Genomic DNA, 23428 nt, shown 5'->3' on the forward strand with positions numbered 1-23428 from the left:
CATCGGGATTAGCTTTCCAGATCGAAAGCTTTGAAGGTGTTCTGGGGGGATAAGCAGCCACTGCGTTTGCGGGGGCTGACCAGCATCGACTGACTGATCCGACGTCGGCTCCACGTATCGAGCGAGGTGACGTCATGAGTATTTTTAGCCACTTCCAACAACGCTTCGAGTCCACACGCCAGGAAGAATTCTCCCTTCAGGAGTACCTGGAACTGTGCAAGAAGGATCGCAGCGCCTACGCCTCTGCCGCCGAACGCCTGCTACTGGCCATCGGCGAACCGGAGTTGCTGGACACCTCGACCAACTCACGGTTGTCGCGGATCTTCTCCAACAAAGTGATCCGGCGCTACCCGGCGTTTGAAGACTTCCACGGCATGGAAGAGTGCATCGACCAAATCGTTTCCTACTTCCGCCACGCGGCCCAGGGCCTGGAAGAGAAAAAGCAAATCCTCTACCTGTTGGGCCCTGTCGGGGGCGGCAAGTCTTCCCTGGCGGAAAAACTCAAGCAACTGATCGAAAAAGTACCCTTCTATGCCATCAAGGGCTCACCGGTTTTCGAGTCTCCGCTGGGGCTGTTCAACGCCACCGAAGATGGCCAGATCCTCGAAGAGGACTTCGGCATCCCACGACGCTACGTAAACACCATCATGTCGCCTTGGGCTACCAAGCGCCTGGCCGAGTTCGGCGGCGACATCAGCCAATTCCGTGTGGTCAAGCTCTACCCTTCGGTCCTCAACCAGATCGCCGTCGCCAAAACCGAACCGGGCGATGAAAACAACCAGGACATTTCCGCCCTGGTGGGTAAGGTGGACATTCGCAAACTGGAGGAATACCCACAGAACGACGCCGACGCCTACAGCTACTCGGGCGCGCTGTGCCGGGCCAACCAGGGCCTGATGGAATTCGTCGAGATGTTCAAGGCGCCGATCAAGGTGTTGCACCCCCTACTCACCGCCACCCAGGAAGGCAACTACAACAGTACCGAAGGCCTGGGGGCGATTCCGTTCACCGGCATCCTGCTGGCCCACTCCAACGAATCGGAGTGGCACACCTTCCGCAACAACAAGAACAACGAAGCCTTCATCGACCGTATCTACATCGTCAAAGTCCCTTACTGCCTGCGGGTCAGCGACGAAGTGAAGATCTACGACAAGTTGCTCTTCAACAGCTCCCTGTCCAAAGCCCATTGCGCCCCCGACACCTTGAAGATGCTCGCGCAGTTCACCGTCCTGTCACGCCTCAAGGAGCCGGAAAACTCCAACATCTACTCCAAAATGCGCGTCTACGACGGAGAGAACCTCAAGGACACCGACCCGAAAGCCAAGTCCATCCAGGAGTACCGCGACAGCGCCGGCGTTGACGAAGGCATGAACGGCCTCTCGACCCGGTTCGCGTTCAAGATCCTGTCCAAAGTCTTCAACTTCGACCCCCACGAAATCGCCGCCAACCCGGTTCATTTGCTGTACGTGCTGGAACAACAGATCGAACAGGAACAATTCCAGGCAGAAACCCGCGAACGCTATCTGCGCTTCCTCAAGGAGTACCTGGCGCCGCGCTACATCGAATTCATTGGCAAAGAGATCCAGACCGCGTACCTGGAGTCCTACAGCGAATATGGGCAAAACATCTTCGACCGCTACGTGCTCTATGCCGATTTCTGGATTCAGGACCAGGAGTACCGCGACCCGGAAACCGGCGAGATCCTCAACCGCGTCGCCCTGAACGAAGAACTGGAAAAAATCGAAAAGCCGGCCGGCATCAGCAACCCGAAGGATTTCCGCAACGAAATCGTCAACTTCGTCCTGCGCGCACGGGCCAACAACAACGGCAAAAACCCAACTTGGCTCAGCTACGAAAAACTGCGGGTGGTGATCGAGAAGAAAATGTTCTCCAACACCGAGGATCTGCTGCCGGTCATCAGTTTCAACGCCAAGGCCAGCAAAGAGGACCAACAAAAACACAACGACTTCGTCACACGCATGGTCGAGCGCGGTTATACCGACAAACAGGTGCGGCTGCTTTCTGAGTGGTATCTGCGGGTCAGAAAATCGCAGTGAAGCAGTTGCAAGCTCCAAGCCACAAGTTGCAAGGAAACAGGCTGTAGCCCAGACATGCGGGCATTTGCTTCACCTTGCAACTTGCAGCTCACAACTTGAAGCTGCCCGGAGGGCCCTATGAGCTATGTGATCGACCGACGCCTCAATGGCAAGAACAAGAGCACGGTTAACCGCCAGCGCTTCTTGCGGCGCTACCGTGACCACATCAAAAAAGCCGTCGAAGAAGCCGTCAGCCGTCGCTCCATCACCGACATGGAACACGGCGAGCAAATCAGCATCCCTGGCCGCGACATTGATGAGCCAGTGCTTCATCACGGCCGCGGCGGCAAGCAGACCGTGGTTCACCCTGGCAACAAGGAATTCACCAGCGGCGAGCACATCCCACGCCCACCAGGCGGAGGAAGTGGCAAAGGGCCTGGCAAGGCCGGCAACTCCGGCGAAGGCATGGACGAGTTCGTCTTCCAGATCACCCAGGAAGAGTTCCTCGAATTCATGTTCGAGGACCTGGAATTGCCCAACCTGGTCAAACGCAACCTGACCGGCACCGACACCTTCAAGACCGTGCGCGCCGGCATCAGCAACGAAGGCAACCCTTCGCGCATCAACATCATCCGTACCCTGCGCTCAGCCCATGCACGGCGTATTGCCCTGTCCGGCAGCAGCCGGGCCAAACTCAAGGACGCCAAAGTCGAGCTTGAGCGTCTGAAGCGTGAAGAACCCGATAATTTCGGCGATATTCAAGAGCTGGAGACGGAGATCGAGCGCCTGAGCGCCCGCATCCATCGCGTGCCCTTCCTCGACACCTTCGACCTCAAGTACAACCTCCTGATAAAGCAACCCAACCCAAGTTCCAAGGCGGTGATGTTCTGCCTGATGGACGTTTCGGGCTCGATGACACAAGCGACCAAGGATATCGCCAAGCGCTTCTTCATCCTGCTGTACCTGTTCCTCAAGCGGAACTACGACAAGATCGACGTGGTATTCATTCGCCATCACACCAGCGCCCGCGAAGTGGACGAAGAGGAGTTCTTCTACTCACGGGAAACCGGCGGCACCATCGTTTCCAGCGCCTTGAAGCTGATGCAGGAAATAATGGCCGCACGCTACCCCAGCAATGAATGGAACATCTACGCCGCACAGGCCTCGGACGGCGATAACTGGAATGACGATTCGCCGATCTGCCGCGACATCCTGATTAACCAGATCATGCCGTTCGTGCAGTACTACACTTACGTCGAAATCACCCCGCGCGAACATCAAGCCCTGTGGTTTGAGTACGAACGCATCGCTGAAGCCTTCTCTGACACCTTTGCCCAGCAACAACTGGTCTCGGCCGGCGATATCTACCCGGTCTTCCGTGAACTCTTCCAGCGCAGGTTAGTGACATGACCGCCAAAGAGCAGAAACGCCAACCCATTTCCACCGGCTCGGAATGGACGTTCGAGCTGATCCAGGCCTACGACCGCGAAATCAGCCGCATCGCGGATCGTTATGCCCTCGACACCTACCCCAACCAGATCGAAGTTATTACCGCCGAACAAATGATGGACGCCTACGCCTCCGTAGGCATGCCGTTGGGCTATCACCATTGGTCCTATGGCAAGCACTTTCTTAGCACCGAAAAATCCTACAGCCGCGGGCAGATGGGGCTGGCCTACGAAATCGTCATCAACTCCGACCCCTGCATCGCTTACCTGATGGAGGAAAACACCATCTGCATGCAAGCCCTGGTGGTGGCCCACGCCTGTTATGGCCACAACAGTTTTTTCAAGGGCAATTACCTGTTCCGCACGTGGACGGACGCCAGTTCCATCATCGATTACCTGGTGTTCGCCAAGCAGTACATCATGCAATGCGAGGAGCGCCACGGCATCGATGCGGTGGAAGATCTGCTGGACTCCTGCCACGCCCTGATGAACTACGGCGTCGATCGCTACAAACGTCCTTACCCCATCTCCGCCGAGGAAGAACGGCGCCGGCAGAAGGATCGTGAAGAGCACCTACAAAAACAGATCAACGATCTGTGGCGCACTATCCCCAAGGGCGCGGACAAGTACAGCGATAAAGACAATGCACGCTTCCCCGCCGAACCTCAGGAAAACATCCTGTATTTCATCGAAAAACACGCACCGTTGCTGGAGCCATGGCAACGGGAGATCGTGCGTATCGTGCGCAAGATCGCCCAATATTTTTATCCACAGCGCCAAACCCAGGTCATGAACGAAGGCTGGGCGACCTTCTGGCACTACACCTTGATGAACGATCTGTACGACGAAGGGCTGGTCACCGACGGCTTCATGATGGAGTTCCTCACTTCCCATACAAGCGTGGTCATGCAGCCGGGTTTCGACAGCCCCTACTACAGCGGCATCAACCCCTATGCGCTGGGGTTTGCCATGTACCGGGACATTCGTCGCATGTGCGAGGAGCCGACCGAAGAAGACCGCCACTGGTTCCCGGAGCTGGCCGGAACCGATTGGCTATCGAGCATCAAGTTCGCCATGAGCAGCTTCAAGGATGAGAGCTTCATACTTCAGTACCTGTCGCCCAAGGTGATCCGCGACCTCAAACTGTTCAGCATCCTCGATGACGACCAGAAAGATGACCTGCTAGTGCCTGCCATCCACGACGAACCCGGCTACCGCACTATTCGCGAAACCCTGGCGGCCCAATACAACCTGGGCAACCGCGAACCCAACGTGCAGATCTACAGCATCGATGTGCGCGGTGACCGCTCCCTGACCCTGCGCCACCAGCAACACGACCGTAAACCCCTGGGAGAATCCACCGAGGAAGTGCTCAAACACCTGCATCGGCTGTGGGGCTTCGATATCCACCTCGAAACCCTGCAAGGCGAACAAGTGATGAAAACCCACCATGTGCCACCCCGCAACGAACACAGTGAGAACGATTACGGGCGTCTGGACCTCGCCGTCATCCACCTCTGACCCTCTACCGAGCCTCCGCAAATGCGGCACAAGGGTTATCCTGTCGCGCTAACGGAGGTTTTTCATGCAGATATATAAAGTTGGCGGTGCCGTGCGTGACCGCTTGCTCGGCCAGCCTGTCACCGATATCGATTGGGTTGTAGTGGGCGCGACCACCGAAGAAATGCTCGCCAAAGGCTTTCGCCCAGTCGGCGCTGATTTTCCGGTGTTCCTGCACCCCAAAAGCGGCGAGGAATATGCCCTGGCCCGCACGGAACGCAAGAGCGGGCGCGGCTACGGCGGGTTCACCTTTCATGCCAGCCCCGAAGTCACCCTCGAAGAAGACCTGATTCGCCGCGACCTCACCATCAACGCAATGGCCGAGGACGATCACGGTAATCTGACCGATCCCTATAATGGCCAACAAGATCTGGCCGGCCGGGTTTTACGTCACGTTTCCCCCGCATTCGCCGAGGATCCCCTCAGAGTTCTGCGCGTCGCTCGTTTTGCCGCCCGCTATGCCGGGCTCGGTTTCACCGTGGCCCGGGAGACCATGGAATTGATGAGTCGGCTCAGCGAGTCCGGCGAACTGCAAGCTCTGACCCCGGAGCGCAGTTGGAAAGAAATTTCCCGCGCATTGATGGAAGAACAACCACAGGTATTTATCCAGGTTCTGCGCGATTGCGGAGCCTTGAAGGTCTTGCTACCTGAGGTGGACGCTCTGTTTGGCGTACCGCAACCCGAGGTCCACCACCCGGAAATCGACAGCGGCGTGCACACCCTGAGCGTTCTGGAGCAAGCCGCCCAGCACCAACAACCGCTGACAGTACGCTGGGCCTGCTTGCTGCACGATTTAGGCAAAGGCCTCACGCCCCAAAGCGAATGGCCAAGGCACATTGCCCACGAACACAAAGGCCTGAAGCTGATAAAAACCGTCAACGAACGCTTCAAGGCGCCACGGGACTGCCAGGAATTGGCGCTTTTAGTCGGCCAATATCACACCCACGGTCACCGCGCCCTAGAGCTGAAGCCCTCAACCCTGCTGGAGCTGCTGCAAAGTTTTGACGTCTACCGCCGGCCGCAACGCTTCGAGGAATTCATCGTCGCCTGCGAAATGGACGCCCGTGGGCGCAAGGGCTTTGAGCAGCGCAGTTATCCACAGGCCGATTACCTGCGCGGCGCGGCCAGTGCGGCGCGCGGTGTGGCAGTGCAGCCCTTGCTGGAGAAAGGATTCAAGGGCCCCGAACTGGGGGAGGCCCTGAAGCAGGAGCGCCTCAACGCCCTGAAGGCTTACAAGGAAGCGGCGTCAGCCTGAAACCAACGCCGGGGGAGTGCTCGGCTGCGAGGCCGAGCCGGTCACAACAAATGAGCAGCGGTCAGAGGCTGGCCGCGCCACACAAACGCGACCGGCGCCAGCACCTGGTCGATCTGCGCGTCACGCCACAATGCAGCGAAGCTCAGGCCAGCACCAGGGTGCAGCCGATCCGGAGCGATCAACGACAGCGGCCACAGGACAAAGGCATTCTTGAGGATTTCCGCACGCGGCAGGATCAAACCGTCGAAGTTGCCCACCAAGTCGCCGTACAGCAGTACGTCAATATCCAGCGGCAAACCTCTACGATCAGGGGCGTAACGGCCGTTATCCGCCTCGATATGCTTCAAACGGCGATCCAACTCCATCAACGGCAGGTCGGTAAGCGCCGACACCACGAAATTGAAGAACGGCCCGCTTTTGATCCCCACTGGCTGGCTCTCGAATACCGCCGAGCAGCGGAGATCCACCAGAAAACTGTCCAGAGCGTCCAGGCCGGCCCGCAAGTGGCGCTCACGCTCGACATTGCTGCCCAGCCCTAAAAACACCTGAGTCAGCGACATCCGCGCTCGATCTCCACGCCCACTCCGGTAGCGGCAGCCACTGCGCCGGGCTTGGTCACTTTGAGGCGCAACCAAGTGATACCGAACTCGCTCATCAACACCTGCGCCAAACGCTCGGCAAAGGTCTCGACCAATTGGAACTGCGCCTGCTCGGCAAACGCCTGGATGCGTGACGACACGCTGGCATAGTCGAGCGCCAGTGTCAGGTCATCACCTGCGGCGGCCGGGCGATTATCCCAGGCGAAAGCCAGATCAAGGCGCAAGCACTGTCGGATGCCTCGCTCCCAGTCGTAGGCACCAATCACGGTGTCGACTTCCAGGCCTTCGATAAACACTCTGTCCAAGCACTCTTCTCCGCAGCACGACAAGGGCGCAATGCGCCGTTAGACTCAGGGCGTCCCCGCCCGGAATAGTTAGCATGTTTTGGTTACTGGCGATCCTCGCCTACCTGCTCGGCTCTCTGTCCTTTGCCATCCTGCTCAGTCGCCTGACCGGAACCCCCGATCCGCGGATGAGCGGTTCAGGCAACGCCGGCGCCACCAATATGCTGCGCGTGGCCGGCAAGAAGCTGGCGATTCTGACCCTGCTTGGCGACCTGTGCAAAGGCTTGCTGCCCGTACTGATTGCCAACCTCGCCGGCCTGTCACTGCAACAACAGGCCTGGGTAGGGCTGTATGCGGTTATCGGCCATCTGTTCCCGCTGTACTTCCGCTTTCACGGCGGCAAGGGCGTGGCGACCGCGGCCGGAATGCTGCTGGGGCTCTACCCACCAGCGGCGCTGCTGGCCATCGGCGCCTGGCTGCTGACCTTCTATCTCACCCGCACCAGCTCACTGGCCGCCCTGATCGCCACGCCACTTACCCTGCCATTACTGGCCTGGCAAGAGCCGGCGGCGTTGCTACCGATGAGCGTGCTCACGGTGCTGATCGTCTGGCGCCATCGCGGCAATTTACGCGACCTGTTTGCCGGGCGCGAACGGCATTTCTGAATACGAAAGATGAACGCCGCTCAGGATGACCGGTAACAGCGTCTTAAAGCGGCGAAAGCTGCTCCATCGGCCAGCGCGCCTGCACGGTAATTGCCAGGCTTTCATGCTGGCCGGCCTGCAAGCGCTGACAGCCTGCAAAAGCAATCATCGCGCCGTTATCGGTGCAGAACTCCGGCCTGGCGTAGTAAACGTCGCCCTTCATGTCACCGAGCATTTTTTCCAGCGACAGGCGCAATGCCTTGTTTGCACTCACGCCACCGGCAATCACCAAACGCTTGAGGCCGGCCTGCTTGAGCGCGCGCTTGCACTTGATGGTCAAAGTCTCCACCACCGCCTGCTGGAACGCCAGAGCGATGTCGCAGCGGGTTTGTTCACTGTCGTCTCCAGCGCTGACAGCCTGCTGCCACGTGTTAAGGGCAAAGGTTTTCAAGCCACTGAAGCTGAAATCAAGCCCAGGGCGATCACACATTGGTCGCGGAAACACGAAACGCCCGACAGTACCCTGGGTGGCCAGGCGCGCAATCTCCGGGCCGCCCGGATAGTGGAGGCCCATCATTTTCGCGGTTTTGTCGAAGGCTTCCCCGGCAGCATCATCCAAGGTCTCCCCCAGCAGCTCGTATTGGCCAATGCCATCGACCCGAACCAACTGGGTATGGCCGCCGGAAACCAACAAAGCGACGAACGGAAACTCGGGCGGTTGCGGCTCCAGCATTGGCGCCAGCAAGTGGCCTTCCATATGGTGCACGCCCAGCGCCGGAATACCCCAGGCAAATGCCAGCGCCTGGGCGCAGGAGGCACCCACCAGCAACGCGCCGACAAGCCCGGGGCCTGCGGTGTAGGCAATGGCATCGATCTCGGTAGGCACGCAGTCTGCCTCAGCCAACACTTGGCGGATCAAGGGGAGCATGCGTTTGACGTGATCTCTCGAGGCCAGTTCTGGCACCACGCCACCATAGGCGCGATGCAGGTCGATCTGGCTGAACAGTGCGTCGGCCAGCAGGCCCCGCTCACTGTCGTAAAGTGCAACGCCGGTTTCGTCGCAGGAGGTTTCTAATCCCAGTACTAGCATGGGTTGGCGCCTTGTAGAGGCTAAATTCGAAGGCGCGCATAATAGTCGCCACTTTGCGCCCCGACCAGCGCTTTTCGATCAGAGGCTTTGCATTCCGGGCGATGAGGGGTTAACATCCGCAACCCTTAAAAACCGACGTCTTCAAGTGCATTTTTGCCGCGAGGATGTTGACCCCGGTAATGAATGAAGGTAGCTCTGGATGCCAGCCGTCAAAGTTAAAGAGAACGAACCCTTCGACGTAGCTCTGCGTCGTTTCAAGCGCTCCTGCGAAAAAGCCGGTGTTCTGGCTGAAGTTCGTAGCCGCGAATTTTACGAGAAGCCGACTTCCGAGCGTAAGCGTAAAGCAGCAGCCGCTGTTAAGCGTCACGCGAAGAAAGTTCAGCGCGAGCAGCGCCGCGCCGTTCGTCTGTACTAATACACAGACGTTCGTAGCAAGCTTCTGCCAAGCCCGGCCCTCAGCCGGGCTATTGGCATTTGCGGATATCGTTGGATGCTTTACCGTCAACGCCGCCGACGCGACCGAGACAAAATCGCTTCACCACGTCAGACCTGGCTCTTTTGCCAGCGGTGCACGTCTTTTCTGACGAGCCTTACAAAGGCTACTGACGAGCACACCCCACTGTTTCCCAAGCAGACGATCAGCCCAAGGCACGATCTCCTGTGCCCGCTTTTTGAGCTATCCGAGGCCCGTCACTGGCCATTGCCGGATTCAGCGCAGCACTTTCAACTGGTCGAATACTGATCGGCGCTAACGCCAGTGAATTTTCGACAGATACACTCCCCTAGAGCGAATACGCACACGACATCCGGTCGAGCCGCCTACCATTGCGCCTCGGATCAACCCGACATCGACCGCGTGCGCTGGGTCTAATTTTCGCAGTGATGACGAGAACGCCATGGCCGGGCTAATTCCCCAGAGCTTTATTGACGACCTTCTGAACCGCACCGACATCGTCGACGTGGTCAGCTCGCGCCTGCAAATGAAGAAGGCCGGCAAGAACTACACGGCCTGCTGCCCATTCCACAAAGAGAAAACCCCGTCTTTTAGCGTGAGTCCCGACAAGCAGTTCTACTACTGCTTCGGCTGCGGCGCCGGCGGCAATGCCCTTGGCTTCATCATGGACCACGACAACCTGGACTTTCCCCAGGCCGTCGAAGAACTGGCCAAAGCCGCCGGCATGGAAATCCCCCGTGAAGAAAGCGGTCGCCCACACAAGCCACGGCAACCCACCGACTCGCCGCTCTACCCCCTTCTGACCGCCGCCGCGGAATTCTACCGTCAGGCCCTCAAGAGTCATCCCGCACGCAAAGCTGCCGTGGACTACCTCAAGGGCCGCGGACTGACCGGCGAGATCGCCCGCGATTTTGGCTTGGGCTTTGCCCCGCCGGGTTGGGACAACCTGTTCAAGCACTTGAGCAGCGACACCTTGCAGCAAAAGGCCATGATCGACGCCGGCCTGCTGGTCGAAAACGCCGAGACCGGCAAGCGCTACGACCGCTTTCGTGATCGGGTGATGTTCCCGATCCGCGACAGCCGTGGCCGGATCATCGCGTTCGGTGGCCGCGTGCTGGGCGACGACAAGCCCAAGTACCTGAACTCACCGGAAACCCCGGTGTTTCACAAGGGCCAGGAACTGTATGGCCTGTTCGAGGCACGCAAGAACAACCGCAACCTTGACGAAATCATCGTCGTCGAAGGCTATATGGATGTCATCGCCTTGGCGCAGCAAGGCCTACGCAATGCGGTGGCGACCCTGGGCACCGCCACCAGCGAAGAGCACCTCAAGCGCCTGTTCCGCGTGGTGCCCAGCGTGCTGTTCTGCTTTGACGGTGACCAGGCCGGCCGCAACGCCGCATGGCGGGCTCTGGAAGCAACACTGCCCAGCCTGCAAGACGGGCGGCGCGCGCGATTCCTGTTCCTGCCCGAAGGCGAAGACCCCGATACCTTGGTGCGCTCCGAGGGCACTGATGCGTTCCGCGCACGGATCAACCAGCACGCCCAGCCGCTGGCCGATTATTTCTTCCAGCAACTGACCGAAGAGGCCGACCCGCGCTCCCTCGAAGGCAAGGCCCACATGGCCACCCTCGCCGCGCCGCTGATCGACAAAGTCCCGGGAGCCAACCTGCGCACCCTGATGCGCCAGCGCCTGAGCGAAATCACCGGCCTCAACAGCGAAGCCGTTAGCCAGCTAGTGCACAGCGCGCCACAAGAGGCACCACCCGCTTACGACCCTGGCATCAACTACGACGCGGTGCCCGATTACGCCGACTACCACCAGCCCCATGAGGCGTATGCCCCCCAGCAGGAGTGGAGCCCGAAAAAACCAGGGGCCGGCGGTAAAAAGTGGGAGAACAAGCCCTGGGATAAAAAGGGCAAGCGCGGCGGTGATCGTGACCAACCAAGAGCACCGCGCATCCCGGCCGCCGTGGAGCCGCCGACCTTGGCCGCCCTGCGCACTTTGCTGCATCACCCGCAACTGGCAAAAAAAGTCGAGGACGCCGGGCACTTTGCTGCCGAGGACCACACCAACACACAGTTGCTGGTGGCACTGCTCGAGGCCGTACAGAAGAATCCTAAGCTAAACTCATTTCAACTGATTGCACGCTGGCACGGCACCGAACAAGGTCGCCTGCTCAGAGCGCTGGCAGAAAAGGAGTGGCTGATTGATGGCGATAACCTTGAACAACAGTTTTTCGACACCATAACTAGCTTGTCAGCTCGCCAACGTGAGCGAAATCTGGAACAACTTCTGAGAAAAGCACGCCAAAGTGAATTGAGTGCCGAAGAGAAAAACCAATTGCGCGACCTTCTCAGTCGCACTGTTTCCACATCAAACCCGACCTCAACTGGCGCGTGAGGTCATAGCTCAGGTATAATCCTCGGCTTGTTTTTTGCCCGCCAAGACCTTCAGTGGATAGGGTGTTATGTCCGGAAAAGCGCAACAGCAGTCTCGTATCAAAGAGTTGATCACCCTGGGTCGTGAGCAGAAGTATCTGACTTACGCAGAGGTCAACGACCACCTGCCGGAGGATATTTCAGATCCGGAACAGGTGGAAGACATCATCCGCATGATTAATGACATGGGGATTCCCGTACACGAGAGTGCTCCGGATGCGGACGCCCTTATGTTGGCCGACGCCGATACCGACGAGGCAGCCGCTGAAGAAGCAGCCGCCGCGTTGGCAGCGGTCGAGACCGACATTGGCCGCACCACTGACCCTGTGCGCATGTATATGCGTGAAATGGGTACGGTAGAGCTCCTCACACGTGAAGGCGAAATTGAAATCGCCAAGCGTATCGAAGAAGGCATCCGTGAAGTGATGGGCGCAATCGCGCACTTCCCTGGCACAGTTGACCATATTCTCTCCGAGTACACTCGCGTCACCACCGAAGGTGGCCGCCTGTCCGACGTCCTGAGCGGTTATATCGACCCGGACGACGGCATTGCGCCGCCTGCTGCTGAAGTGCCTCCGCCTGTCGACCCGAAAACCGCGAAAGCGGATGACGAGACCGAAGACGAAGAAGCTGAAGCCAGCACCGACGACGAAGAAGAAGTTGAAAGCGGTCCCGACCCGATTGTCGCCGCACAGCGTTTTGGCGCTGTCTCCGACCAGATGGAAGTGACCCGCAAGGCCCTGAAAAAGCACGGTCGCGACCACAAGCAGACTATCGTCGAGCTGTTGCTGCTGGCTGAGCTGTTCATGCCGATCAAACTGGTGCCTAAGCAGTTCGAAGGCCTGGTAGAGCGCGTTCGTAGCGCCCTGGATCGCCTGCGCCAGCAAGAGCGCGCCATCATGCAACTGTGCGTTCGTGATGCACGGATGCCGCGTGCCGACTTCCTGCGCCAGTTCCCCGGCAATGAAGTTGACGAAAGCTGGACCGACGCACTGGCCAAGGGTAAGAGCAAATACGCCGAAGCCATTGCGCGCCTGCAGCCGGACATCGTTCGCTGCCAGCAGAAGCTGAGCGCGCTGGAAGCTGAAACCGGCCTGAAGATTTCCGAGATCAAGGACATCAACCGTCGCATGTCGATCGGTGAGGCCAAGGCCCGCCGCGCGAAGAAAGAGATGGTGGAAGCGAACTTGCGTCTGGTGATCTCCATCGCCAAGAAGTACACCAACCGTGGCCTGCAATTCCTCGACCTGATCCAGGAAGGCAACATCGGCTTGATGAAAGCGGTAGACAAGTTTGAATACCGTCGCGGCTACAAATTCTCGACTTATGCCACCTGGTGGATCCGTCAGGCGATCACTCGCTCGATCGCCGACCAGGCCCGCACCATCCGTATTCCGGTGCACATGATCGAGACGATCAACAAGCTCAACCGTATTTCCCGCCAGATGCTGCAGGAAATGGGTCGCGAACCGACCCCGGAAGAGCTGGGCGAGCGCATGGAAATGCCTGAGGACAAGATCCGCAAGGTACTGAAGATCGCCAAAGAGCCGATCTCCATGGAAACCCCGATCGGTGATGACGAAGACTCCCACCTGGGTGACTTCATCGAAGACTCGACCATGCAGTCGCCAATCGATGTCGCCACCGTTGAGAGCCTTAAAGAAGCAACGCGCGAAGTCCTCTCCGGCCTCACTGCCCGTGAAGCCAAGGTTTTGCGCATGCGCTTCGGCATCGACATGAATACCGACCACACCCTTGAGGAAGTCGGTAAGCAGTTCGACGTTACCCGTGAGCGGATTCGCCAGATCGAAGCCAAGGCGCTGCGCAAGCTGCGCCACCCGACGAGAAGCGAGCATTTGCGCTCCTTCCTCGACGAGTGATAACAAAACCCCCAGCCTGGCTGGGGGTTTTGCTATATGCCGATAAAATCCCCGCATGCCATTGCCCGTCTACACTCGAACCATTCCCTCCCAAGCCCTCCGAGAGTGTGATGCCCAGACTGTCGACTGTGCTTTTGCTGTCGCTGCTGACCTGGACCGCAACAGCTGGCGCGTTGACTCTCACCAATGAAGAGCGTGGCTGGCTTTCCTCCCACCCGCAATTGCGCCTGGGTGTTGATGCTTCGTGGCCGCCGTTCGAGTACCGCGACGAAGAAGGTCGCTACCAGGGCCTTGCTGCCGACTACATCAGCCTGATCGAAAAACGCCTCGGTGTCGCCGTTACGCCAGTGGAGCCCGTGAGCTGGAGCCAGGTGCTGGAACAGGCCCGGCAAAACAAGCTGGACTTGCTGCCCGGAATCATGTCCACGCCGGAGCGCCAGGGCTATCTGGCGTTCACTCGTCCGTACCTGGATTTCCCCATCGTCATCCTCGCCCACGAAGGCGGGCCCCAGCCGCGCAAACTCCAGGACCTGTATGGCCTGAAAGTGGCGGTGGTGGAGAACTACGCCCCCCACGAACTGCTGCGCACCCAACATCCGGACCTGAACCTGGTAGCGTTGCCCAACGTCAGCTCGGCCCTGCAAGCCCTGGCCACCGACCAAGTGGACGCCGTGGTCGGCGACCTCGCGTCCAGCGTCTGGAGCCTGCGCCAGCTCAAGCTCGAAGGCATGTACGTCAGTGGCGAAACACCGTATCGCTATCAACTGGCCATGGCTGTGCCCCAGGACAGCAAAATCCTCGTCGGTATCCTCGATAAAGTGCTGGCCGATCTGAGCCCGGAGGAAGTCAGCAACATCCATGAGCGCTGGGTCGGCAATGTCCTTGACCACCGCGCTTTCTGGTCCGACCTGCTGATCTACGGCCTCCCCGGTCTGACCCTGGTGTTCACTATTTTGGCCGTGGTCATTCGCATCAATCGCCGGCTCAGCTCGGAAATCGCCCGGCGCGTGGCCCTGGAACAGGAACTGCGCAGCAGCGAGTACCACTACCGAGGCCTGGTGGAGAGCCTTTCGGCCATTGCCTGGGAAGCGCGTATCAGCGATTTCACCTACAGCTACGTCTCGCCCCATGCCGAAGCCCTGCTCGGCTATCCGCTGTCCAACTGGCTGGTCCCGGGCTTCTGGCGCAACATCATCCACCCCGCCGACCTGACCCGCGCCCAGACGTTCTGCGACCGGGAAGTATTGGCCGGGCGCGACCACAGCATCGACTACCGCGTCATCACCGCCGACGGTCGCTGCCTGTGGGTGCGCGACATCGTCAGCCTGATCGAACACGGCCACGAGCCAGTCCTGCGCGGCCTGATGATCGACATCAGCGAAGCCAAGCACACCGAAGAGGCCTTGCGCCTGTCCGAGCAGAAATTCGCCTCGGTGTTCCAGCAATGCCCGGACATTCTGGTGATCGCGCGGCTGAGCGACGGCTGCCTGCTGGAGGTTAACAACGCCTTTGAAGAACAGATCGGCCTCAGTGCGGCAGAGGTCATCGGCAAAACCGCTACCGACCTGAACATCTGGGGCATCCCCGGGGTCGGCCCGGGCCTGCTGCAACGCTTGCAGGGCGGTAGCATCCGCAACCTCGAAATGCCCTTTCGCCGTAGTAACGGGCAACTGTTCACCGGCCTGATCTCTGCCGAACCCTTCGACCTCGATACCACCCCCGCCCTGGTGGTCGTGGTACGTGATATCAGCCAGCTCAAGGAAACCCAACGGCAATTGCAAACCTCGGAAGAGAAGTTCGCCAAGGCTTTCCACGCCTCGCCCGACGGTTTGCTCCTGAGCCGCCAGCGCGATGGCCTGCTGATAGAAGTCAACGAAGGCTTTAGCCGCATCACCGGGTTCAACAGCGCCCTGTCTCTGGACCGCTCGACCCTGGACCTGGGCATCTGGGTCAACCTCAATGAGCGCAAGCAGATGCTCGATATGCTGCAACGGGATGGCTTCGTGCGCGACTTCCGCTGCCATATACGCCGCAACGACGGCCAGATCCGCCTCTGCGAAATGTCCAGCCGCCCACTGCCCATCGGCGACGACAACTGCATGCTGACCATCGCCCGCGACATCACCGAACGCCACCTGATGCAGGAGAAACTGCAACAGGCCGCCACCGTGTTCGAAAGCACCGCCGAAGGCGTGCTGATAACCGACACCCAGCAGCACATCAGCGCCGTCAACCGCGCCTTCACCGAAATCACCGGCTACAGCGAGACCGAAGCCCTAGGCCACACACCGCGATTACTGGCCTCTGGCCTGCACGACAGCGCCTTCTATGCGGCCATGTGGCATCAACTGACGGCCGAAGGCCACTGGCAAGGGGAAATCTCCAACCGCCGTAAAAACGGCGAGCTGTACCCCAGTTGGCTGACCATCAGCGCCGTGCGCAACCGCGACAAGTTCATCACCCACTTCGTCGCGGTATTTGCCGACATCTCCAGCCTCAAGCACGCCCAGGCGCGGCTCGATTACCAGGCCCACCACGACCCTCTCACCGGCCTGCCCAACCGCACCCTGTTCGAGAGCCGCCTACTCAGCGCCCTCAACCATCAACAGGAAAACGGCGGCCACGGCGCCGTGCTGTTTCTCGACCTGGACCGCTTCAAGCACATCAACGACAGCCTCGGCCACCCGGTCGGCGACCTGCTGCTCAAGGGCATCGCCGTGCGCCTCAAGGAGCAACTGCGCGACATCGACACCGTGGCACGCCTGGGCGGCGACGAATTCATCATCCTGCTGCCGGGCCTGCAACACGCCAGCGACGCGCAAACCGTCGCCAACAAACTGCTCTGCTGCTTTGGCGCACCGTTCCAGGCCGGCGAGCACGAGTTCTTCATCAGCGCCAGCATCGGCACCAGCCTCTACCCCCAGGACGGCTGCGACGTCGCCACCCTGGTAAAAAACGCCGACGCGGCCATGTACCGCTCCAAATCCAAGGGCCGTAACCGCGTCGAAAGCTACACCTGCGACCTCACCGCCCAGGCCAGCGAACGCATCGCCCTGGAACACGAGCTGCGCCGCGCCATCGAGCGCAACGAACTGTCGCTGTACTACCAACCAAAATTCAGCCTGCGCGACCAATGCCTGGTGGGCGCCGAAGCACTGCTGCGCTGGCACCACCCCACCTTCGGCGAAGTGCCACCCGAACACTTCATCGCCCTGGCCGAAGAAAACGGCATGATCCTGCAAATCGGCGACTGGGTGCTGGAGCAAGCCTGCCAGCAGATGCACGCCTGGCACCTGTGCTACGACAGCTTCGGCCCACTGTCGGTGAACCTCGCCGGGGCCCAGCTGCGCCAGCCCAACCTGCTGGCACGTATTGAACAACTGCTGCACGACAACCGCCTCAAACCCGAACTGCTGCAACTGGAAATCACTGAAAACTTCATCATGAGCCAGGCCGAAGAAGCCCTGGCCGTGCTGCACCAGCTCAAACACCTGGGGGTACAACTGGCCATCGACGACTTCGGCACCGGCTATTCATCCCTGAGCTACCTCAAGCGCCTGCCCCTAGACTTCCTGAAGATCGACCAGTCCTTCGTCCGCGGCCTGCCCGACGACACCCACGACGGCGCCATCGTGCGCGCCATCATCGCCCTGGGCCGCAGCATGCAACTGACCGTCATCGCCGAAGGCGTGGAAACCCACGCCCAACAAGCCTTCCTCGCCGCCGAAGGCTGCGAACAGATCCAGGGCTACATCATCAGCCTGCCCCTGCCCGCCGAGGAATTCGCCGCAGCCTTTCTTCGCAGCACCCTTTCAGACTTTTCGGATAGCACAGCCGAGAAACCATCGTTATAATCCGCGGCCTACTGAGGGCCTATAGCTCAGTTGGTTAGAGCAGAGGACTCATAAGTGCGCCGTAAGATGGCGCAACAACGTTGTGGTTAATAGCCATCCCCTTGTGGCATTTAGGGGTAAACCAGCGGCTTACCGGAAGGGGAAACCCCGTAAGGGACAAGAGCATGCCGTCAAAAGGCCTCCTGCGAGGGAATCTCGCCCTCAAGAGAGGAGGTCAGGTAGGCAGGTCATGGTCAAAGCTGTATTGCTTGAAGCCTAGGTGATGCGCGGGAAATTCGACATCGGGGTGGCATGAGATTGAGGCCACTTCTTCTGGTTGCAGGGAGACGATTATGAGCCCCCTGCAAGCCACACCAGAAGCGCTAGCACAAGTAGTGCGAAAGATAACCGAACGGGCGACCTAACACCTGAGCACGTTGTTGCGTTAACTGCGGGATCACCTAACGGGAGCAATCCCCATGGTGACGGAAGGCTCGTAGTACCTGTTTGTATTGGGCCGGTAGCATAACGGTTAATGCAGCGGTCTCATAAACCGTTGAGTGCGGGTTCAAATCCCGCCCGGCCCACCACCTTTCGGTGAGGGGACACGTCCATTCACCAGCTACCGCCACCACGAATACGACCGGCTAATCACCGGTGAAAGGGAAGGGGCCTAGGATGTAATGTTTCTAGGACGGTGGGGGTATGCGTGATGCAGAATAAAAGCTTCACCAGAATAGAAGCAATCAGGAAAGCCAACACCGTACCGAACTTTGTTAATGATCGTATCTATCGCCTGATGTTCAAGGAAGACTTGTACATTGCTGCGTACGAAAAAATCAAAAGCAAACCCGGCAACATGACTGCGGGTAACGATGGAACGACCCTAGATGAGTTCTCGCTCAAAACGATCAAGAACATCATCGACAAAATGAGGGACGAAAGCTTCTCCTTTAGAGGGGCCCGAAGGGTTCTAATCCCTAAGGCGAACGGCAAAACCCGAGCACTATCGGTTGCGCCACCCACTGACAAGGTCGTGCAAGAGGTCATGCGAATGATCCTCGAAGCTATCTTCGAACCCACGTTTAGCGATAACAGTCATGGGTTTAGATCGGGAAAGAGTTGTCATTCTGCTCTCAAGCAGATCCGGGAGAACTGGTCAGGAGTAACATGGATAATCGAGGGAGATATCAAAGGCTGCTTCGATAATATTGCCCATGACAAACTAATCAAACAACTAGAGCTGCGAATCAAGGACGAACGATTTGTAAACCTGATCAGAAAAGCGCTGAAAGCGGGCTATTTCGATAACGGGGCTTTCTTCTCCGGCACCATCGGCACACCACAAGGGAGTATTATTTCCCCAATATTGGCGAACATATTCTTGCATCAACTCGACCGTAAGGTTGAACTTTTGATTCAAGAGCATGAGATGGGTAAGGAAGATAAGAAAGCACTCAACCCAGAATATCGGAAACTACTCCGCCGTAGGAGTTTGCTCCAAGGAAAAGTTGTAAACCTGGAGGGCGCACAACGGGAGGCTGCCATCGCCGAAATTAAGGCGATAAGCAATGCCGCCCTGACCATACCCCCCACCCTTGTGGCAAACAACGGTTTTATCAGGGTGAAATACGTCAGATACGCGGACGATTGGGTAGTAGGGATCAACGGGCCGAAATGCCTTGCCGAGAAGCTCCGAACAGAAATCGGTGAGCATCTAGCCATAGCGGGACTCGATCTCAGTATGGAAAAGACGCACATCCGTCATGCGAAGAGCGAGAAGGCAAAATTCTTGGGTGTAAACCTCAGAGTCGGCAGCGAACGCCCGAAGATTATGAAAGTCAGTCGCAACGGAGCGGTATTCAGGAAAAGAGTCGCGGGTTGGACCCCGGTGATGTACGCCCCTATAAGCGAACTGATCCAGAAACTCCACACCAAAGGGTTCTGTGACCTCAATGGTGGACCCACGGCGATTAACAAATGGATATTGCTAGACGACATACAAATCGTAGAGCAGGTTGGGGCTGTATGGAGAGGGATATCGAACTACTACTCTTTCGTAGACCGGTTCGGAATGTTGTCCCGTATCCAGTACATTCTTCAACACGCAGCGGCGAAAACCTTGGCGGCCAAACATAGGTCATCGAGAAGTAAGGTCTTCAGCAAATATGGGGCAAACCTCCGTATCCGTGTGAGGAATGAAGCCAGCGAAGTGATAAGACAAGTTGAGTTCCCGCTAATTAAGAGCTGGACTTCGTCACCCAATAGATTCAAAACAGGTCTCGTTGATGTTAACTACCTGGAGCGTAACTTGAGACTTCGGACTCGCTCGAAACTGGGATCACCTTGCGTAATCTGTGGCAGTGACGACCGAGTGGCGATGCACCACGTAAAGCATATTAGGAAAATGGGACAAGAGGTGAAGGGGTTCAAACGGGTTATGGCTTCGCTGAATAGGAAGCAGCTCCCAGTATGTCATGAGTGCCACCACAAGATTCACAGTGGTAAGTACGACGGTATATCCCTTAGCCAATTCACCCTGCCTAACGTGGCGGCAGCCTGATTACATCTGGAGAGCGCAGTGCTTGGAAACCTGCACGCTGCGTTCGGTGGAAGCTAGTTGGTATCCGTTTGGAAGCCGGAGCCGGTTGGCGATCCAACGTGCGCCGTAAGATGGCGCAACAACGTTGTGGTTAATAGCCATCCCCTTGTGGCATTTAGGGGTAAACCAGCGGCTTACCGGAAGGGGAAACCCCGTAAGGGACAAGAGCATGCCGTCAAAAGGCCTCCTGCGAGGGAATCTCGCCCTCAAGAGAGGAGGTCAGGTAGGCAGGTCATGGTCAAAGCTGTATTGCTTGAAGCCTAGGTGATGCGCGGGAAATTCGACATCGGGGTGGCATGAGATTGAGGCCACTTCTTCTGGTTGCAGGGAGACGATTATGAGCCCCCTGCAAGCCACACCAGAAGCGCTAGCACAAGTAGTGCGAAAGATAACCGAACGGGCGACCTAACACCTGAGCACGTTGTTGCGTTAACTGCGGGATCACCTAACGGGAGCAATCCCCATGGTGACGGAAGGCTCGTAGTACCTGTTTGTATTGGGCCGGTAGCATAACGGTTAATGCAGCGGTCTCATAAACCGTTGAGTGCGGGTTCAAATCCCGCCCGGCCCACCACCTTTCGGTGAGGGGACACGTCCATTCACCAGCTACCGCCACCACGAATACGACCGGCTAATCACCGGTGAAAGGGAAGGGGCCTAGGATGTAATGTTTCTAGGACGGTGGGGGTATGCGTGATGCAGAATAAAAGCTTCACCAGAATAGAAGCAATCAGGAAAGCCAACACCGTACCGAACTTTGTTAATGATCGTATCTATCGCCTGATGTTCAAGGAAGACTTGTACATTGCTGCGTACGAAAAAATCAAAAGCAAACCCGGCAACATGACTGCGGGTAACGATGGAACGACCCTAGATGAGTTCTCGCTCAAAACGATCAAGAACATCATCGACAAAATGAGGGACGAAAGCTTCTCCTTTAGAGGGGCCCGAAGGGTTCTAATCCCTAAGGCGAACGGCAAAACCCGAGCACTATCGGTTGCGCCACCCACTGACAAGGTCGTGCAAGAGGTCATGCGAATGATCCTCGAAGCTATCTTCGAACCCACGTTTAGCGATAACAGTCATGGGTTTAGATCGGGAAAGAGTTGTCATTCTGCTCTCAAGCAGATCCGGGAGAACTGGTCAGGAGTAACATGGATAATCGAGGGAGATATCAAAGGCTGCTTCGATAATATTGCCCATGACAAACTAATCAAACAACTAGAGCTGCGAATCAAGGACGAACGATTTGTAAACCTGATCAGAAAAGCGCTGAAAGCGGGCTATTTCGATAACGGGGCTTTCTTCTCCGGCACCATCGGCACACCACAAGGGAGTATTATTTCCCCAATATTGGCGAACATATTCTTGCATCAACTCGACCGTAAGGTTGAACTTTTGATTCAAGAGCATGAGATGGGTAAGGAAGATAAGAAAGCACTCAACCCAGAATATCGGAAACTACTCCGCCGTAGGAGTTTGCTCCAAGGAAAAGTTGTAAACCTGGAGGGCGCACAACGGGAGGCTGCCATCGCCGAAATTAAGGCGATAAGCAATGCCGCCCTGACCATACCCCCCACCCTTGTGGCAAACAACGGTTTTATCAGGGTGAAATACGTCAGATACGCGGACGATTGGGTAGTAGGGATCAACGGGCCGAAATGCCTTGCCGAGAAGCTCCGAACAGAAATCGGTGAGCATCTAGCCATAGCGGGACTCGATCTCAGTATGGAAAAGACGCACATCCGTCATGCGAAGAGCGAGAAGGCAAAATTCTTGGGTGTAAACCTCAGAGTCGGCAGCGAACGCCCGAAGATTATGAAAGTCAGTCGCAACGGAGCGGTATTCAGGAAAAGAGTCGCGGGTTGGACCCCGGTGATGTACGCCCCTATAAGCGAACTGATCCAGAAACTCCACACCAAAGGGTTCTGTGACCTCAATGGTGGACCCACGGCGATTAACAAATGGATATTGCTAGACGACATACAAATCGTAGAGCAGGTTGGGGCTGTATGGAGAGGGATATCGAACTACTACTCTTTCGTAGACCGGTTCGGAATGTTGTCCCGTATCCAGTACATTCTTCAACACGCAGCGGCGAAAACCTTGGCGGCCAAACATAGGTCATCGAGAAGTAAGGTCTTCAGCAAATATGGGGCAAACCTCCGTATCCGTGTGAGGAATGAAGCCAGCGAAGTGATAAGACAAGTTGAGTTCCCGCTAATTAAGAGCTGGACTTCGTCACCCAATAGATTCAAAACAGGTCTCGTTGATGTTAACTACCTGGAGCGTAACTTGAGACTTCGGACTCGCTCGAAACTGGGATCACCTTGCGTAATCTGTGGCAGTGACGACCGAGTGGCGATGCACCACGTAAAGCATATTAGGAAAATGGGACAAGAGGTGAAGGGGTTCAAACGGGTTATGGCTTCGCTGAATAGGAAGCAGCTCCCAGTATGTCATGAGTGCCACCACAAGATTCACAGTGGTAAGTACGACGGTATATCCCTTAGCCAATTCACCCTGCCTAACGTGGCGGCAGCCTGATTACATCTGGAGAGCGCAGTGCTTGGAAACCTGCACGCTGCGTTCGGTGGAAGCTAGTTGGTATCCGTTTGGAAGCCGGAGCCGGTTGGCGATCCAACTCCTTTGGTCCACGGTTCAAGTCCGTGTGGGCCCACCAACTCCAAAGCCGCGCATTGCGCGGCTTTTGTGTTTTCGCAGGTTGCCCCTACGGGCCAAGCGTTCACGCGCTAAGATGCACGCCCATTGCCGTCCGCCGCTGGAGAGCACCTTGCCTGATTCGCGCCCCGTCGTTCTTGATGAAATCGACCGCCAGTTGATCGCCGCGCTGCAAATCAATGCCCGCGAAAGCGTGGCCATGCTTGCGCGGCAGTTGGGTATTGCGCGCACCACGGTGACGTCGCGGTTGGCGCGGCTGGAGAAGAGCAAGGTCATCACCGGTTATGGCGTGCGCCTGGGCACGCGGTTGGCCGATGGCGGGTTGCAGGCGTATGTCGGCATCAAAGTGCAGCCGCGCAGTGGCAAGGACGTGCTGCGCCGCCTCAGTGCCATGGCCCAGGTGCAGCAGTTGTGCGCGGTGAGTGGCGAGTTCGATTACGTGGCGTGGCTGCGCACCGAATCGCCGGAGCAACTGGACCAATTGCTGGACCAGATCGGCAGTGTCGAAGGGGTGGAAAAAACCACCACCTCGATCATCCTCAGCCACAAGATCGACCGCGGCCAGCCGATTTGAAGGGCGACACTGGTCGAAATGCCCGCCAACTTCGTCATATCGCCT

Annotated in this window: 15 protein-coding genes and 2 tRNA genes; 14 read left to right on the plus strand and 3 right to left on the minus strand. The window is 57.7% G+C overall.

Annotated features, from left to right (window positions below; all coding sequences use genetic code 11):
- Positions 1–134: 134 nt before the first annotated feature.
- The 4 genes from AC19YR_RS03845 to AC19YR_RS03860 all read left to right on the plus strand — a co-directional run bounded on the left by AC19YR_RS03845 (position 135) and on the right by AC19YR_RS03860 (position 6299).
- A complete protein-coding gene (locus AC19YR_RS03845) occupies positions 135–2057 on the plus strand; it encodes a PrkA family serine protein kinase (protein WP_095108960.1) in 1923 nt (640 codons plus the stop codon).
- A 117-nt stretch (positions 2058–2174) separates the two neighbouring features.
- Positions 2175–3446, plus strand: coding sequence for a YeaH/YhbH family protein (locus AC19YR_RS03850; RefSeq protein ID WP_095108959.1), 1272 nt, complete (start codon positions 2175–2177; stop codon positions 3444–3446).
- Positions 3443–5005: a SpoVR family protein gene (locus AC19YR_RS03855; RefSeq protein WP_095108958.1), complete on the plus strand. Its 1563-nt coding sequence runs from the start codon at positions 3443–3445 to the stop codon at positions 5003–5005. The genes AC19YR_RS03850 and AC19YR_RS03855 overlap by 4 nt, the downstream gene beginning before the upstream one ends.
- Positions 5006–5069: 64 nt before the next feature.
- The gene (locus AC19YR_RS03860) at positions 5070–6299 is read left to right on the plus strand and encodes a multifunctional CCA addition/repair protein (protein WP_500597248.1); all 1230 of its coding nucleotides are present in this window, start codon (positions 5070–5072) and stop codon (positions 6297–6299) included.
- Positions 6300–6340: 41 nt separating this feature from the next.
- Here AC19YR_RS03860 and folK read toward each other — a convergent pair whose 3' ends face one another.
- Both folK and folB read right to left on the minus strand, forming a co-directional pair.
- On the minus strand, positions 6341–6859 hold the full coding sequence (folK, locus tag AC19YR_RS03865; protein WP_500597249.1) for a 2-amino-4-hydroxy-6-hydroxymethyldihydropteridine diphosphokinase: 519 nt from the start codon (positions 6857–6859) through the stop codon (positions 6341–6343).
- Complete coding sequence (folB, locus tag AC19YR_RS03870; protein ID WP_095108955.1) at positions 6850–7203, minus strand: dihydroneopterin aldolase; 354 nt, start codon at positions 7201–7203, stop codon at positions 6850–6852. The genes folK and folB overlap by 10 nt, the downstream gene beginning before the upstream one ends.
- A gap of 74 nt (positions 7204–7277) precedes the next feature.
- On the opposite strand from folB, the gene plsY reads away from it, so the two are divergent.
- Positions 7278–7847: a glycerol-3-phosphate 1-O-acyltransferase PlsY gene (gene plsY / locus AC19YR_RS03875; RefSeq protein ID WP_095108954.1), complete on the plus strand. Its 570-nt coding sequence runs from the start codon at positions 7278–7280 to the stop codon at positions 7845–7847.
- A gap of 43 nt (positions 7848–7890) precedes the next feature.
- Here the strand turns inward: plsY and tsaD are convergent, their stop codons facing one another.
- The gene (tsaD, locus tag AC19YR_RS03880; RefSeq protein WP_095108953.1) at positions 7891–8916 is read right to left on the minus strand and encodes a tRNA (adenosine(37)-N6)-threonylcarbamoyltransferase complex transferase subunit TsaD; all 1026 of its coding nucleotides are present in this window, start codon (positions 8914–8916) and stop codon (positions 7891–7893) included.
- A 199-nt stretch (positions 8917–9115) separates the two neighbouring features.
- On the opposite strand from tsaD, the gene rpsU reads away from it, so the two are divergent.
- The 9 genes from rpsU to AC19YR_RS03925 all read left to right on the plus strand — a co-directional run bounded on the left by rpsU (position 9116) and on the right by AC19YR_RS03925 (position 23383).
- The gene (rpsU, locus tag AC19YR_RS03885; protein ID WP_002551877.1) at positions 9116–9331 is read left to right on the plus strand and encodes a 30S ribosomal protein S21; all 216 of its coding nucleotides are present in this window, start codon (positions 9116–9118) and stop codon (positions 9329–9331) included.
- Positions 9332–9812: 481 nt separating this feature from the next.
- A complete protein-coding gene (dnaG, locus tag AC19YR_RS03890) occupies positions 9813–11774 on the plus strand; it encodes a DNA primase (protein WP_095108952.1) in 1962 nt (653 codons plus the stop codon).
- A gap of 67 nt (positions 11775–11841) precedes the next feature.
- Positions 11842–13692 carry an RNA polymerase sigma factor RpoD gene (gene rpoD, locus AC19YR_RS03895; RefSeq protein WP_095108951.1) on the plus strand — a complete coding sequence of 617 codons (1851 nt, stop codon included), beginning with the start codon at positions 11842–11844 and terminating at the stop codon, positions 13690–13692.
- A gap of 110 nt (positions 13693–13802) precedes the next feature.
- Complete coding sequence (locus AC19YR_RS03900) at positions 13803–17546, plus strand: bifunctional diguanylate cyclase/phosphodiesterase (protein WP_095108950.1); 3744 nt, start codon at positions 13803–13805, stop codon at positions 17544–17546.
- Between the two features lie 493 nt (positions 17547–18039).
- Positions 18040–18115 (plus strand) — tRNA-Ile (locus AC19YR_RS03905).
- A gap of 122 nt (positions 18116–18237) precedes the next feature.
- Positions 18238–20088, plus strand: coding sequence for a reverse transcriptase domain-containing protein (locus AC19YR_RS03910; protein WP_500597337.1), 1851 nt, complete (start codon positions 18238–18240; stop codon positions 20086–20088).
- A 537-nt stretch (positions 20089–20625) separates the two neighbouring features.
- Positions 20626–20701, plus strand: a tRNA-Ile gene (locus tag AC19YR_RS03915).
- A gap of 122 nt (positions 20702–20823) precedes the next feature.
- Positions 20824–22674: a reverse transcriptase domain-containing protein gene (locus tag AC19YR_RS03920; RefSeq protein ID WP_500597337.1), complete on the plus strand. Its 1851-nt coding sequence runs from the start codon at positions 20824–20826 to the stop codon at positions 22672–22674.
- A 247-nt stretch (positions 22675–22921) separates the two neighbouring features.
- A complete protein-coding gene (locus AC19YR_RS03925; protein ID WP_095108949.1) occupies positions 22922–23383 on the plus strand; it encodes an Lrp/AsnC family transcriptional regulator in 462 nt (153 codons plus the stop codon).
- Positions 23384–23428 lie beyond the last annotated feature (45 nt).

The organism is Pseudomonas sp. MF08817, assembly GCF_059862705.1.